General features: G+C 53.1%; 15 protein-coding genes. 9 read left to right on the top strand and 6 right to left on the bottom strand.

Features of this window, described 5'->3' with window-relative positions:
* Window positions 1-40: 40 nt before the first annotated feature.
* Window positions 41-976, bottom strand: coding sequence for a methionyl-tRNA formyltransferase (gene fmt, locus QTO31_RS07455; protein ID WP_301428590.1), 936 nt, complete (start codon window positions 974-976; stop codon window positions 41-43).
* 95 nt (window positions 977-1071) lie between these two features.
* Between fmt and QTO31_RS07450 the strand changes: the two genes are divergently transcribed.
* The 4 genes from QTO31_RS07450 to QTO31_RS07435 all read left to right on the top strand — a co-directional run bounded on the left by QTO31_RS07450 (window position 1072) and on the right by QTO31_RS07435 (window position 5207).
* Window positions 1072-2016 carry an MDR/zinc-dependent alcohol dehydrogenase-like family protein gene (locus tag QTO31_RS07450; protein ID WP_031458999.1) on the top strand — a complete coding sequence of 315 codons (945 nt, stop codon included), beginning with the start codon at window positions 1072-1074 and terminating at the stop codon, window positions 2014-2016.
* Window positions 2009-2950 (top strand): response regulator transcription factor, encoded by a 942-nt coding sequence (locus QTO31_RS07445; protein ID WP_301428588.1) that lies wholly within the window; start codon window positions 2009-2011, stop codon window positions 2948-2950. Before QTO31_RS07450 ends, QTO31_RS07445 begins: the two co-directional genes overlap by 8 nt.
* 253 nt (window positions 2951-3203) lie before the next feature.
* Complete coding sequence (locus QTO31_RS07440; protein ID WP_031459001.1) at window positions 3204-3416, top strand: hypothetical protein; 213 nt, start codon at window positions 3204-3206, stop codon at window positions 3414-3416.
* Window positions 3417-3443: 27 nt separating this feature from the next.
* Window positions 3444-5207 carry a heme o synthase gene (locus tag QTO31_RS07435; protein WP_301428586.1) on the top strand — a complete coding sequence of 588 codons (1764 nt, stop codon included), beginning with the start codon at window positions 3444-3446 and terminating at the stop codon, window positions 5205-5207.
* 327 nt (window positions 5208-5534) lie between these two features.
* On the opposite strand, the gene QTO31_RS07430 is transcribed toward QTO31_RS07435, so the two are convergent.
* The 3 genes from QTO31_RS07430 to QTO31_RS07420 all read right to left on the bottom strand — a co-directional run bounded on the left by QTO31_RS07430 (window position 5535) and on the right by QTO31_RS07420 (window position 7275).
* Window positions 5535-6605, bottom strand: a complete 1071-nt coding sequence (locus QTO31_RS07430; RefSeq protein WP_301428584.1) for a permease — start codon at window positions 6603-6605, stop codon at window positions 5535-5537.
* A 75-nt stretch (window positions 6606-6680) separates the two neighbouring features.
* Window positions 6681-6914, bottom strand: coding sequence for a thioredoxin family protein (locus QTO31_RS07425; RefSeq protein ID WP_028456884.1), 234 nt, complete (start codon window positions 6912-6914; stop codon window positions 6681-6683).
* Window positions 6907-7275, bottom strand: a complete 369-nt coding sequence (locus QTO31_RS07420; protein WP_301428582.1) for an ArsR/SmtB family transcription factor — start codon at window positions 7273-7275, stop codon at window positions 6907-6909. The genes QTO31_RS07425 and QTO31_RS07420 overlap by 8 nt, the downstream gene beginning before the upstream one ends.
* A 221-nt stretch (window positions 7276-7496) precedes the next feature.
* Here QTO31_RS07420 and QTO31_RS07415 point away from each other — a divergent pair, with 221 nt between their 5' ends.
* Entirely contained in the window at window positions 7497-7910 is a 414-nt protein-coding gene (locus tag QTO31_RS07415) for a heavy metal-responsive transcriptional regulator (protein WP_301428581.1), read from the top strand.
* A 123-nt stretch (window positions 7911-8033) separates the two neighbouring features.
* On the opposite strand, the gene arsJ is transcribed toward QTO31_RS07415, so the two are convergent.
* Window positions 8034-9335, bottom strand: coding sequence for an organoarsenical effux MFS transporter ArsJ (gene arsJ / locus QTO31_RS07410; protein ID WP_301428580.1), 1302 nt, complete (start codon window positions 9333-9335; stop codon window positions 8034-8036).
* On the bottom strand, window positions 9332-10339 hold the full coding sequence (locus QTO31_RS07405) for an ArsJ-associated glyceraldehyde-3-phosphate dehydrogenase (protein WP_301428578.1): 1008 nt from the start codon (window positions 10337-10339) through the stop codon (window positions 9332-9334). The genes arsJ and QTO31_RS07405 overlap by 4 nt, the downstream gene beginning before the upstream one ends.
* A 351-nt stretch (window positions 10340-10690) precedes the next feature.
* Here QTO31_RS07405 and minC point away from each other — a divergent pair, with 351 nt between their 5' ends.
* The 4 genes from minC to QTO31_RS07385 all read left to right on the top strand — a co-directional run bounded on the left by minC (window position 10691) and on the right by QTO31_RS07385 (window position 13717).
* Entirely contained in the window at window positions 10691-11353 is a 663-nt protein-coding gene (gene minC, locus QTO31_RS07400) for a septum site-determining protein MinC (RefSeq protein ID WP_301428577.1), read from the top strand.
* 10 nt (window positions 11354-11363) lie between these two features.
* On the top strand, window positions 11364-12164 hold the full coding sequence (gene minD, locus QTO31_RS07395) for a septum site-determining protein MinD (RefSeq protein ID WP_301429449.1): 801 nt from the start codon (window positions 11364-11366) through the stop codon (window positions 12162-12164).
* A gap of 15 nt (window positions 12165-12179) precedes the next feature.
* Window positions 12180-12455 (top strand): cell division topological specificity factor MinE, encoded by a 276-nt coding sequence (minE, locus tag QTO31_RS07390; protein ID WP_031459010.1) that lies wholly within the window; start codon window positions 12180-12182, stop codon window positions 12453-12455.
* A gap of 101 nt (window positions 12456-12556) precedes the next feature.
* Window positions 12557-13717, top strand: a complete 1161-nt coding sequence (locus QTO31_RS07385; protein ID WP_301428576.1) for an AI-2E family transporter — start codon at window positions 12557-12559, stop codon at window positions 13715-13717.
* The last annotated feature ends 1 nt before the right edge of the window (window position 13718 follow it).

Raw genomic sequence — 13718 nt, 5'->3', positions numbered from 1 at the left:
ATAACGCATTGCGTTATCTTTTTACTCTCATCGCCCTCTACTACCCATTCCCCAACTGAATGGTATCGGCGTGGATACCGGCCAACCATGCCGAGCCGCTCATTGCCCGTCGGCTGGCAGGCTGTACTTCCACGAGTTCAAGGGCATCGCTGCCAGTCTGTACGAGCGGATGCCCCCGTTCACTTCGCCCGATAACTGTACCTGGTGATGCCGTTGATTCGTTCGCTACGACGGCTGCACTGATGATCCGTAGTGATTGACCACGCCAGAAGGTATACGCACTCGGCCACGGGTCATACGCTCGTGTCATCCGCTCAATGACAATCGCCGGTAACGACCAGTCGATACAACCATCCTCTTTCTTCAGCATTTTGGTCACAGTCGCTCGGCTGTGATCTTGCGGACGCGGTTCAATTTCTCCCCTTGCATAACGTGGCAGGGTCTCTACCAGTAGTTGGGCGCCAATACGGAATAACTCATCGGTTAGTGGGCCGGTACGCGCCGTTGGTGGGAGATCGACCACTGCCTGGGCTAGAATTGGTCCGCTATCCATCCCCGGATCGAGGAGCATAATGGTCACACCGGTAACCGTTTCACCTGCCAGAATTGCACCAGCAACCGGCGTTGGTCCACGGTAGAGCGGTAACAATGAAGGATGGATATTGAGATACCCCAGTGGCGGAATTTGTAACACGGTTCGCCGCAGAATCTCACCATAAGCGGCGACAACGCCAACTTCCGGTTGGAGAGCACTCAGGGCGTCAATGACCACTGGGTCGCGTAGTGTTTCAGGTTGCAGAACGGGCAGATTATGAGCCTGAGCTGCGACTTTTACCGGCGGTGGTGTAAGCCGTCGCTCGCGACCGGCTGGTCGATCAGGTTGGGTGACCACACCAACGATCTCATGGCCGGCTGCGATCAAGGCCTCTAACGCATGCACGGCAAACGATGGACTTCCTAGGAACAAGACACGCATTTCCACACCTCTCTCCTCGCTTACCGTGCGACACGGCAGGCAGCGGAATATAGTATAATAGAGTTTGTCATTATCATCGACAAAAAGATTCTGCTATGCGAGCGGTTTTTTTCAACGGCAACCTCCAATATAGCACCGATTATCCTGAACCTCAACGGCAGCCAGGGGAGGCTCTTATCCGTCCTCATCTAGTTGGAATATGTAATACCGATCTTGAAATCACTCGCGGATACATGAATTTTCATGGCGTTCTCGGTCATGAATTCGTTGGTACCGTTGTTGAGAGTGATAACCCTTACTGGCAAGGACGACGGGTTGTTGGCGAAATTAATGCGGCCTGTCGGCGCTGCCCAACATGTCTGCGCGGTGATGTCAGCCATTGTCCGCATCGTACCACGCTCGGTATCTATCGGCGTGATGGCGCAATGGCTGATTTGTTCACGTTACCCGAATCCTGTCTGCACGAAGTTCCGGCGACTGTCAGTGATGAAGCGGCAGTATTTACCGAACCGCTGGCCGCAGCACTGGAAATTGTCGAGCAGAGTCATATCCGTCCAACCGAACGGGTAGCCGTTATCGGTGATGGGAAGCTCGGCGCTATGATTGTTCAGGTCTTACGCCTTACCGGCTGTGAACTGACACTCGTTGGTCGCCATCCAGAAAGGTGGGAACTGTATCGTCAGCAAGGGGTGCAATGTATCAGCAGTATTGAACTCAAGCAAGATCAGTTTGATGTAGTGATCGATTGCACCGGTCATCCGTCCGGTTTGGCGACTGCTCGTCAGTTGGTGCGTCCACGGGGGCGATTGATTCTGAAAAGTACATTTGCCGCTGAAACGCAGCTTAATCTGAGTATGGTGGTCGTTGATGAAGTGCAACTGATCGGATCTCGTTGTGGCCCCTTCGCTCCAGCATTACGCTTGCTCGAGCGCCAGCTTATTGCTACTACACCGCTCATCAGTGCGCGCTATGCACTTGCCGATAGTTTACAAGCTTTTTCGGCTGCACCCGGTCAACTTAAGGTTTTGCTCTGTGTCTGAAGGAAGTCACCTCCCAACAGTACTGATTGCCGACGACGATCCAAATGTTCGTTTTTTGCTCAGTGACACGTTGACGAGAGCCGGTTTTGCAGTGCTAACTGCCGATAACGGCCACTCGTTGATCCAAATCGCGCAAGATCAGTTGCCGGATATTATTCTGGTCGATCTGATGTTGCCTGGCATTGATGGCTATGAAGCAATTCGGCAACTACGTAATGATACGCGCACGGCCCATCTGCCGATTATGATTGTTACAGCACGGACCAATCCTGCCGATGTAGTGATCGGTTTTGATACGGGCGCCGATGATTATGTGACGAAACCATACAACGATGCCGAGTTGATTGCACGCATTCGGTCATTGCTGCGGCGCACGACGAAACGTTCAGTACGCAATCCGCTAACCGGTCTCCCCGGCAATGTGCTTATCGCGGAAGAGATTCGCTATCGCCTCCAGAAAGGTGATGCGTTTACCTTGCTCTACCTTGATGTCAACGAGTTTAAAGCCTTTAACGATGCGTATGGCTTCGCCCGTGGGGATCAGGTTATCCGTCTCATCGCTCAGCTCTGCGAACGGGCACAACAACTGTTTGCCCCTCAATCTATCTTTGTCGGTCATGTGGGCGGCGATGATTTCGTGATCCTCTGTCCAACGGCTCTTGCTGCTAATCTATCGCTATGGCTGGTTACGCAATACGAGCAGGAAGTGTTACCGCTGTACGATGAAGCAGATCGTCAACGTGGTTATCTGATCGGCTATGATCGGGCCGGTAATTTGCATCAGATTCCGATTGGCGCTATGGCAATCGGTGGCGTTTCAAGCCGCCCTGACGTGACGGTTGATGAATTATCGCGCGAAGCGGCAGCGATGAAGCACGAGGCAAAAGCCTTTGCTACTAGCGCGGTGATTATCGATCACGTGCGATTGCGCTAATTGCAATATCTTGCCGCAGAACGAAGATTGGTTGAGGCACGGCAGCGCTGCACCCACACTACCGCACTGCCCCTTCTTCATTGCTTATCAATCCTCACATCAAGAGTTAACGGATCTCAACCAGATTGTGCGCATTCTGATGCGGGAACAGACAATCTGTATCGAAATATCCATTGTTAGGACTACGAAGCACATGGTATAATGCGGGCGGTGTTATTATCGTGAAAGAATCCACAAAATATCAGGTGACTTTATGATGGCCTGGTTTATCTTTTGGGTTACAGCTTTTGTAGCAATCGGCGGGCAGATTCCATTGATTATTGCCGCGTGGCGTCTGTATCGTCAACCGCATCTTGCACCGGCTAACGTACCACGCAGTGATGGCCGGGCTGATCTGGGTTGGACGATCCTGACTGCGCTGGCCACGCTGGCGCTGTTCGTTGCTGCGTATCTGGCATTGCCATAGCCGCTGAGTTGAGCAGAGAGGGTTGTTATGGCGGCGCGTACTGTTGTTCGAGTATTATTGATTGGATGGCTTTTAACACTGGCAACGATCATTTCCGGTGGATTAGTGAGTGTTTCGGGCAGTTCAACGACGTGTCTATCGTGGCCGCTGTGTCTGGAAGAACTGCGTAACGGTCAGAATCCGTTGATCTGGATTTCATTAACTCACCGGGCACTGGTTGCCCTGGCGCTGTTGGCTGTGGTTGCTGGAATGGTTGCTGTCTGGCGTCGGCCAGAAACTACCGGTTTGCCGCGGATATTTGCCTTTGCGGCTGGGTTCCTGTTTATCTTACAGGCGCTAGCCGGCGCCTTATTGGTCTGGGGTATACCGGCAATGGTTGCCGATGTCTGGCACTTGAGCGGAGCACTGTTGGCCTTTGGTGCGCAGACGTTGACACTCTTGTTGATTACTCTTCCAGCTCAATCGCCATCAGAGCGCGTTACCGGGCGTGTCGCTCAGACCCAACGTCGTCTCCGTCGTATGGCGTGGTGGCTAGCGGCGTCTGCCGGGGTAGCTGCACTGGCTATCGGTGCACGTAGTGCCGCACCAACGCTTGAAATGGCAACTGCACTACCGGCAAATAGTGTTGGCGCCATGAGTTTTGTAGCTTTGCTGTCAGTCTGGATGGCGTTCGAGTTGCGCCGTCGTCTACAACCGGTTGCGCAGCCGGTGGCATTGGCGATAGCGGTGCCACGCTATAGCCTCCTCTTGTCGGGATTGGCACTGCTGGCGCTGGTGGGATTATTTATCACGCCAACTGGTCATCTGCTAAGCTTGATCGCAGGAACTATCCTTTGGGCCGGTACATTGGCGATAGCTGTTGCTCTGCAACGGATACCGTTTCACGTTGTATCAACCCAGGGGGTTGCCCGTCCAGCTCCTGCCTGGCGGTCAGTCATCGCCGATTACATTAGCCTGACGAAGCCGAAGGTAATCTCTCTGCTGCTGGTTACCACGCTGACGACGATGTTTATCACCGAAGCCGGAATACCTTCGTGGTGGCTGGTGTTGTGGACAATGATCGGTGGTTATCTGGCCGCCGGTGGCGCCGGCGCTATAAACTGCGCGTTTGACAGTGACATTGACGTCAATATGGGCCGTACCAGCCGTCGCCCGGTGCCGAGTGGTCGTATTTCACCCCGAGCAGCATTTATCTTTGGGGCGGTTCTGAGCATATTGTCGATTATTGTGCTCTGGGTCTTCACGACGCCATTGGCCGCCTTCTTCGCTTTCCTGGGTATTGTCTACTACGCCTACTTCTATACCGGCTGGCTCAAGCGAACCACCTGGCAGAACATTATCATCGGTGGTGGCGCCGGTGCGATCCCGCCGCTCGTTGGTTGGACAGCGGTGACCGGCTCGGTGAGCCTGATGGCAGTAGTGTTGTTTGCGATTATTTTCTACTGGACACCGCCACACTTTTGGGCGTTAGCCCTCGTGAAGCAGAAGGATTATGCCCGCGCTGGGGTACCGATGTTGCCGGTTGTAGCCGGTGAAGCAAAAACACGCTGGCAGATTCTGGTCTATTCGGCGATTATGATGGCGGTGTCGCTGCTACCGGTGGCTATTGGTGCGATGAGCTGGATCTACTTGCTCGGGGCGGTGCTGCTCGGTCTCCGCTTTATGCGCGATGCCTGGGCGGTCTGGCGTGTCGGTGATCAGGCCGCAATTTGGGGTCTGTACAAGTATTCCTTGCTGTACCTGGCACTTCTCTTCGCAGTGATGGTTGCCGACCGGTTGATCATTGGGTAGATTTGGCGAAAGACCGGTAAACTGTTTGCTGCGACAGGAGATGTAGCATGCGGATGTACCTGATCGCCGACAGTGACTTTTAAAAGATGTGGCGCGTTTGACTCGCATCGGATCGAACTTTGCTGATCTGGTTGCCCCTTCCTCTTCCAATTGGGAGCGGAAGGAGGTTTTCCCTACAAATTACGTTCAGTCACCAAATCATAGAGGAGTGGCGCGCCGCCACTCCTCTCGATGTGATACGTCGGTATCAGTCTGGTCATGAGTCACATTACGTTATCAAAGGGTTTCATCCGTTGTGACGTGACAACAAGTCTTTCGGATAGGCTCTCAATTCACTATCAAATTAAACAGGTAGCCAACAACGACAATTCCGGTCGTAACCGTTCCAATAAAAATTGCAATTAAACGTGGTTTGAGGACGCGACGCAGAATGATCATCTCGGGTAAACTGAGTGCCACCACTGCCATCATAAAAGCCAGTACCGTTCCGAGAGCTGCCCCTTTTGCCATCAAGGCCTGTACTACCGGGATAATACCGGCGGCGTTGGAATAAAGGGGTACGCCAAGGATGACCCCTACCGGCACCGACCACCATGCCTCTCGTCCCAGCACACCAGCCAGGGCATCTTCTGGCACGTAGCCATGAATGCCGGCGCCGACGGCAATGCCAATGATAACGTAGAGCCATACCTTTCCGACGATCTCGCGTGTGTTTTCCCAGGCCATAGCAAATCGTTGATGCCAGGTGAGACGGGTCAATACAGTTGCACCGTCACCTCCCTTAATCTGCCAGACAAAGTCTTCCACGTAGCGTTCGAGGTGTAAACGTCCGATGATCATTCCCGCCAGTATCGCGACACTCATCCCGGCAATTAAATAAAGGGAGGCTATCTGCCAGCCAAACATTCCAAAGAGCATCACCAGTGCTACTTCGTTCACCATCGGCGCCGCGATGAGAAACGAGAAAGTCACGCCCAACGGAATCCCTGCTTCAACAAAGCCGATAAAGAGCGGTACCGCTGAGCACGAGCAAAATGGGGTCAGGACACCGAGTCCGGCTGCCAGGATGTTGCCGATACCTTCTCGTTTGCCACCCAATAGTTCACGAGTGCGCTCTGGGCTAAAGAATGAGCGAATGGTACTGATCAGAAAGATCATGCCACTCAGTAAGAGGAGAATTTTCGGTACATCGTAGAGAAAGAATGCGACCGCTTCGCCGAGATGTGAACCTTCCTGAAGACCTAGTACACGGAACGTTATCACCTGCGCCAGCGGCTGCACCAGGTTGTACGCGATGAGCCAGATGATGCCAGCTCCAATAACTATTGCCCACGCACGCCATGGCGGTTGCTGATGTACGGTTGGGGATATGGTTTGTTCCACAATGCTCCTCCTCATATATGCAATTTTCTGAATGTGTTGCCAGCAAGAAGAGCGGGTTACTTTTTGCCCGCTCTCGTTGCCAGGACACGGTTACTTCAACCAGCCGGCAATCTCCTCTTCTGAGGGGATACGGCCAGAAGCAACCAGCACATCGTTCACGACGAGGCCTGGTGTTCGCAGAACATTCCAACGCATGATTTGCGCGTAGTCAGTAACCTTTTCAATTTCGGCTTCCACCTGGAAGCGTTGCACGAGGTTACGGACACGCTCTTCAAGCTTACGACAGTTTGGACAACCCGGTCCCAGGATTTTGACATTAATCATAGCTGGCTTCTCCTCTTGTTCGTGAGATAGTTGTACAACGTGGACACGAGCATAAAGCGGTAATAGTCTCTGCTGGCGTATCTCCTCCAACTATCGTCTGAGCCAGATCGAGTATGGACAGAATCTCCGGTTGGGTTATACGGTAGTAGATATTCGGACCATCACGACGATCGGCGATCAACCCGCTCTTACGGAGTACGGCCAGTTGTTGCGAGACATACGCCTGCCGGAGACCTAATACAGCTTCAACATGACAAACACAAGCCTCGCCCTCGCGTAGAATATCGAGGATTTTGATTCTAATTGGGTGCATGAGGGCCTTGAAAAGGCGTGCCTGTTTGATCACAGTTGTGTTTGTCATCGCTGACATTATATTCAATTTTTTGAATGTGTGAGTGAAGAGATCACAACTTGATCTTTCCTTCTACATATCTATCCGAACTATCCTGCTGCAGAGGAAGATTCAGGTGATTCGCGAACCACCCCTCCGGCGTGGTGAGGCGATCCCATAGGCGTACCGGAAAACGTTGCAAAGCTCTGGTATGCTATAGTTACTCTACAACTCTCTTTGCGAGGTGTGTCATGATGCGCATTGGTGAGCTTGCTCGTCAAACCGGCGTGCCGGAAAAGACCATTCGCTACTACGAACAGGTTGGTTTGCTCCCACCACCGCAACGAATGGAAAACAATTATCGGCTCTACACACCGGAGATCGTTGATCGATTACGTTTCGTCGTCAGTGCCCGACGCCTCGGTCTCTCGTTACGTGAAATTGCAGCAATCCTCGCGCTTAATGATCGTGGCGAGGTTCCTTGTGGTGAGATGCTGGCAACCCTCGATCACCAGATTGCTGTTGTTGAGCATCGTATCAACGAACTTCAGACCTTGCGGGCACAGCTTATCGAACTTCGTCAGCGTGGCAGGCAGGTAGCTACGCCGTGGGCAGACTGTGTCTGTGCCGCAGTACGTGACTGGACTGCGGAAGATATTGTGTGACGTCGGGAGCTGTGGCTCAGCGATCGTGCACGATAGTGATAATTATCGTTTTCGTGCTACAGATACCATATCTCAATTTACTGCCCAATAACACTATCAGCTCTCTCATCCCCTCCTGACACCCTACTCAGACACCTTCCACGTACCGGTAACAATACGTGTTGGCGTTGGCAGGCGCAGCGAGATCAAACCGGCCAGCAACAAAAATCCGGTCGAAGCCCACAGACAGGCCACCAATCCATCGTACAGACCCTGTTGCATGCCCCATTGGTACAACGCACCTGATAAGACCGTGCCGGTCAATCGCCCCATAGCATTCGCCATATAGTAGAAACCGACGTTCATCGCTACTTTAGCGTCGTCGGCATAAGCCAGAATCAGGTAGCTATGTACGGCCGAGTTGAGAGCAAAAACCACACCAAAAGCCAGTAATCCACCGACAACCGCTACCGTTGGTACCAGACCGGCGCGCAGCGCCAGCGCAATTGCTGTTGGAAACGCTGCCAGGGCGAACGCAAGCCACATCGCAGTACGACCGTCGGGGGCGTGTGCTTCGGCAACCCGCCGTCGGATCAATGTTGGTGTTGCTGCCTGCACAAAACCATAGCCAATTGTCCACGCTGCCATAAAGCCGCCAGCCAGCCAGAAATCCCACCCTAGAACGGTAATGAAGAACACGGGAAGGCCAACGACAAACCAGACATCGCGTGCTCCAAACAGAAAGATGCGTGCCGCTGCGAGCAGGTTAACGGCCTGATTTGGCGAAAAGATTTGCTTGAATTTGGCCTTTTTGTCGGCTTTACCCAGATCGCCGCTGATGGTGCTGACGGCGCCGATCAATGCGCTAAGCACCAGTGTGGCCAGGATGATCAGTGCTGTTTGGAAGCCAAACAGACTAAGTAATACAGCCCCTACAAAGAAGCCCAATCCCTTAATCGCGTTCTTCGAGCCGGTGAGAATACTGACCCAACGGTACAGTTGACCTTCGCTGCTCCCTGCCACCAGCTTGACCGCACTCTTCGACGACATTTTCGTCAGGTCTTTGGCGATCCCTGACAATGCCTGTGCTGCCATGACGTAGGGAACTACCAGCAAAGAAGGTGGTGCAAAGGCAAGCATACTGAGGGCAATGAGTTGTGTGATCAAGCCGGCGAAGAGGGTTGTCTTGAGGCCAAAACGGGCACCGAGGTAACCGCCAAACAGGTTGGTAAGAATCCCAAAAACTTCGTAAAACAGAAAGAGTGAGGCAACGGCAAATGGCGAGTAACCAAGTTGCGCAAAGTAGAACAAGACCAGCATCCGGATCGCGCCATCGGTGAGCGTATCGGCCCAGTAAGCCAGGGTTACCAGGGTGTAATTACGGCGGTCAGCCTGGCGTTGTGCCAGCGCAGCCGATGTTTCATGCGTTGAAGGTGCTGTATTCATAAGAGTTGTGCTACCTTTCGCGCTAATTCGACATACCGGTTCGCGTAACCCCATTCATTGTCGTACCACGCATATATCTTGACCTGCGTGTCGTTGGTGACCATCGTGCACAACGAATCGACAATCGCCGAATGGGGATTACCGAGAAAATCAATTGAGACGAGGGGACGTGTTTCATACGCAAGTATCCCCCGCAGAGAGCTTTCGGCTGCCGTTCGCAACAGTTCGTTCACTTCAGTTACCGTCGTTGGTCGGCGTACCTCAAAAACACAGTCGGTCAGCGAGGCGTTGAGCAGCGGAACACGTATTGCCTGGCCGTCAAGTTTCCCCTGCAATTCGGGGAAGATCATCCCAATCGCGGTAGCTGAGCCAGTGGTTGTGGGTATGAGAGACAGGCTGGCTGCCCGAGCGCGCCGTAAATCCTTTGCCGGACGATCATGCACGCTTTGGGTGTTGGTTGAACTGTGAATGGTAGTAATCATGCCATGGGAAATACCGATACTTTCATGGATAACCTTCACAATCGGGGCCAGACAGTTGGTTGTGCACGAGGCTGCGGTCAGCAGATGATGTCGGGCCGGTTCGTACCAGTGATCGTTGACACCCATCACGATATTCAGTGCGTCACCCTTCACCGGCGCCGCAACGATTACTTTTTTCACGCCAGCGGTGAAGTAGCTTGTCAGTTGGGCAGCAGTGCGGAACTTGCCCGTTGCTTCGAGTACGATGTCAACCCCCATCGTCGCCCACGGAACGGCGCCGGGGTCTTTTTCTTGACTGTAGCTAATTTCCTCGCCGTCAATGGATAACCGATCACCTTCATGCTGCACATCGTGCGGCCAACGCCCCTGTGTGGAATCGAAACTAAGTAGGTGGGCCGCCGTTGCTGCATCGCCACCAATCTCATTGATATGTACAAATTCCAGCTCTGGCCATCCCCACGCCGCGCGGAGGGCGAGCCGTCCGATCCGTCCAAAGCCGTTGATCCCTACCCGTGCGACCATACGTTTGCCTCCCAAATTATATCATTCGAGATTGATATAATTGTACTCGATTGTTGGGCATTCTACAAGCTGGTGTAAGGTAATAGAAAAGGAAAGCGGATGGGTTCTCAACCGACCGCCGCTGATGTCTGAGTACGCCGGCGGCTGCCAGCCGGTTGAGCATCGTCTCCACCACGGGCCGGAGACTCACGTTTCCTGCGCAACGACACCGGTTGGTAAGCAGCGGGGGGTTTGAATATCATCCAAGACCGACAATGTTGAAAACCTGGGCTAGAGCCGGTCATTCTCACAAAAAAGGGTTCACTATGCTATAATTGCAGACAATCATACGTTCTATATGGTAGTATGACCATGAGCGATCTGATCAGTATAAAGGGTAGCCGCGATGGACTACGGCTTCGCTTAGATGCCAACGCTGCATGGTCGGAACTGTTGAGCCGACTCGATCATCACTTGGGCGAACGACGTAGTTTCTTTCACGGTGCCAGTGTTGTGATCGATCTAGGTGATCGTGAAGTCTCATCGGCCCAATTAGCCGAGATGCTGGCCCTGATTCGGCAGCATGGAGTACAGGCTACAGCCATTGACTCATCAGAGCGGGCTACCCGTATGGCGGCACGAGCAGTTGGGCTAGCCACCCGTCCGGTAGCGCGTTACTCTGAACCGACACCCATGCCCGACGCAGAGGCGCTCCTCGTGATGCGTACATTGCGGTCAGGGCAGGTCTTGCGTCACACCGGGCACATTACGCTGATCGGTGATGTGAATCCAGGCGCCGAGATCATCGCCGGTGGGAGCGTTGTCGTTTGGGGGCGATTACGCGGTTTGGTGCACGCCGGGGCATTAGGCGATAGCAGTGCGATCATCTGTGCGCTCGAGTTACGTCCGACGCAATTGCGCATTGCCGATCTGATCGCACGCCCACCGGATCAGCATCCGATCAATCGACCTGAGTTTGCACGTGTTGTTGCCGGTGAGATAATTGTTGATGGATGGGAAACGTTTAAGCGTTAGTGGGGTTATAATGGGGCGAGTCATTACCGTTACATCGGGGAAAGGGGGCGTTGGTAAGACGACAACCACCGCTAACCTGGGAACAGCGCTGGCGATGCGTGGCGCACGGGTCGCTGTGGTTGATGCCGATATTGGCTTGCGCAACCTCGATGTGGTCATGGGGCTTGAAAACCGCATTGTGTACGATTTGGTGGATGTCGTGGAAGGCCGTGCCCGCTTGCGGCAGGCCTTGATTAAGGATAAGCGCTTGCCAGAGCTGTGTCTGCTCCCGGCTGCCCAAACACGCGATAAAGATGCGGTGAATGCGCAGCAGATGATCGATCTGACACAACAATTGCGGGCTGAGTTTGATTATGTGTTGATCGACAGTCCTGCCGGTATCGAAGCTGGTTTTCGCAATGCGATAGCCGGCGCTGATGAGGTGATCATCGTAACGACGCCGGAAGTGTCAGCGGTGCGTGATGCTGATCGGATCGTTGGCTTAATCGAAGCGGCAGAGAAGGGGCCAGCCTCGCTGATTATCAACCGTATTAAGCCGCGTCTAGTGAGCCGTGGGGAGATGCTGTCGGTAGAAGATGTGCTTGAATTGCTGGCCATTTCGCTACTCGGCATCGTGCCCGAAGACGAGACGATTGTGATTGCTACCAATCGGGGTGAAGCGGCTGTCTATGATCCGAATTCCTTGGCCGGTCGTGCGTATATCAATATTGCGCAGCGATTGGCAGGCGAAGATGTACCGGTGATGGCAATCCCTGATCAGCAAGGCGTGCTTGACCGCTTGCTCAGTCTGTTTGGGCGGCGACGGACATAGACGAAAGGAGTGCCTGTGTCGTTTTTCAATGGCCTCTTCGGTCGGAAACGCGACTCAAGTGCCGAACTGGCCAAGCAACGGCTGTTAACGGTGCTGATCGACGACCGTTACAAACTAACGCCAGAAATGATGGCACAGCTGAAGGCTGATCTGGCTGAGGTGCTTCAGCGCTACCTTCCGGCCATTGATGCCGAGCAAATCGAAGTAACGCTCAGTCGGGGTGAGGCACACGATTTGCTAAAAGCTGATGTGCCACTACGACGGGCAGCAGAACCGCCGTCGAAGCGGTAGCTCCGCCATTCGCAGTTGCCGCTATAATGAAGGGCGACCGAATCACGGTCCCATGTGATTCGGCGCCCGTTTCAACGTTGGTGGTGGTAAGGAAAAAAGCCATGGAGAGTAGTGATCGGCCTATTCGGTTTTCATATCAGGCCAGGTGGATCGTTAGTGGTCTGGTAATAGTGTTGACGATCTGGTTTTTGTTTGCGGTGACGCATATTTTGCCACCGTTTATTGCGGCTATTATTACCGCTTACCTGTTTAACCCTTTGATCGGTTGGTTGCACCGTCGTACCCATGTTGGTCGGGCGGTATGGATTGTCATACTCTACATTGTCGCCTTTATTGTACTATACAGTCTTTTTACCGCTCTTTGGCCGCGAATTGTCCAACAAAGTCGGGATTTAGCTGCGAATGCGCCAATCATTATCCGAGAGCTGACCATCTTTTTTGAGCAAAACCAGACGATTGAGATTGGGGAGTTTGTAATTAGTCTTGCCCCTCTCGAAGCGCAAGTTATTGGGCTGATTCGAGATGGAGCCGGTTGGCTCAGTGGTAATGTTCCAAAGATCGTATTCTCAGCCCTGGAAAGCGTGATCTATCTCTTAGTCTATTTGATTATCACTTTTTATCTACTATTACAGGCGCCGCAGTTGAAAGCATGGATCCGTCATCTCATACCGGCTCCGTACCGACGTGAGATTGGTCACCTCGGTTCACAGATTGATCAGGTGTTCAGTGCGTATATTCGCGGTCAATTGATTCTGATTGTGATTATGTCGGTGTTGCTCTACATTCCGCTTTCTATTCTACAAGTGCCTTATGCGCTGGTTATTGCAGTAGCCTCCGGCGTGCTCGAAATTTTACCAATTATTGGTCCATGGTCGGCTGCCGGCATTGCGATGACGGTAGCGCTTTTTCAGCCGGTGACGCCGTTTGGTCTCTCTAATGTAGCGGTGGCAATATTACTGGGGATCATCTACTTTGTGTTGCGCCAGATTGAAGACCATTTTATTATTCCCAATGTGATGGGGCCGCTGGTACGGTTGCATCCGGGTGTGGTCATCTTTGCAATTCTGGCCGGTGGCGCACTAGCAGGCGCTTTCGGTCTCTTTATCTCAATCCCCATTGCAGCCGTGATCCGGATTGTACTCAGTTATCTCTACCGTAAGTTGACCGATCAGCCCGAAATGCCATCTGATACCGACCAACCGCAAGTCGATGCTACTACCGAGACGGTGACCGGTGAGATGGCGCTCGGTTCACAAGGATAGT

The sequence above is a fragment of the Chloroflexus sp. MS-CIW-1 genome (assembly GCF_030444705.1).
Taxonomy (GTDB): Bacteria; Chloroflexota; Chloroflexia; order Chloroflexales; family Chloroflexaceae; genus Chloroflexus.
The sequence above is the reverse complement of the archived record's forward strand: the minus strand, read 5'-3'. Positions and strand labels throughout refer to the sequence as shown.

What these genes read in the sequence shown, in the direction of transcription:
- QTO31_RS07385 (WP_301428576.1), top strand. Translation starts at nt 12,557, where the DNA reads ATGGAGAGTAGTGATCGGCCTATTCGGTTTTCATATCAGGCCAGGTGG.
- minD (WP_301429449.1), top strand. Translation starts at nt 11,364, where the DNA reads ATGGGGCGAGTCATTACCGTTACATCGGGGAAAGGGGGCGTTGGTAAG.
- arsJ (WP_301428580.1), bottom strand. Translation starts at nt 9,335, where the DNA reads ATGAATACAGCACCTTCAACGCATGAAACATCGGCTGCGCTGGCACAA.
- fmt (WP_301428590.1), bottom strand. Translation starts at nt 976, where the DNA reads ATGCGTGTCTTGTTCCTAGGAAGTCCATCGTTTGCCGTGCATGCGTTA.
- QTO31_RS07425 (WP_028456884.1), bottom strand. Translation starts at nt 6,914, where the DNA reads ATGATTAATGTCAAAATCCTGGGACCGGGTTGTCCAAACTGTCGTAAG.
- QTO31_RS07435 (WP_301428586.1), top strand. Translation starts at nt 3,444, where the DNA reads ATGGCGGCGCGTACTGTTGTTCGAGTATTATTGATTGGATGGCTTTTA.
- QTO31_RS07420 (WP_301428582.1), bottom strand. Translation starts at nt 7,275, where the DNA reads ATGACAAACACAACTGTGATCAAACAGGCACGCCTTTTCAAGGCCCTC.
- minC (WP_301428577.1), top strand. Translation starts at nt 10,691, where the DNA reads ATGAGCGATCTGATCAGTATAAAGGGTAGCCGCGATGGACTACGGCTT.
- QTO31_RS07450 (WP_031458999.1), top strand. Translation starts at nt 1,072, where the DNA reads ATGCGAGCGGTTTTTTTCAACGGCAACCTCCAATATAGCACCGATTAT.
- QTO31_RS07430 (WP_301428584.1), bottom strand. Translation starts at nt 6,605, where the DNA reads ATGAGGAGGAGCATTGTGGAACAAACCATATCCCCAACCGTACATCAG.
- QTO31_RS07405 (WP_301428578.1), bottom strand. Translation starts at nt 10,339, where the DNA reads ATGGTCGCACGGGTAGGGATCAACGGCTTTGGACGGATCGGACGGCTC.
- QTO31_RS07440 (WP_031459001.1), top strand. Translation starts at nt 3,204, where the DNA reads ATGATGGCCTGGTTTATCTTTTGGGTTACAGCTTTTGTAGCAATCGGC.
- QTO31_RS07415 (WP_301428581.1), top strand. Translation starts at nt 7,497, where the DNA reads ATGATGCGCATTGGTGAGCTTGCTCGTCAAACCGGCGTGCCGGAAAAG.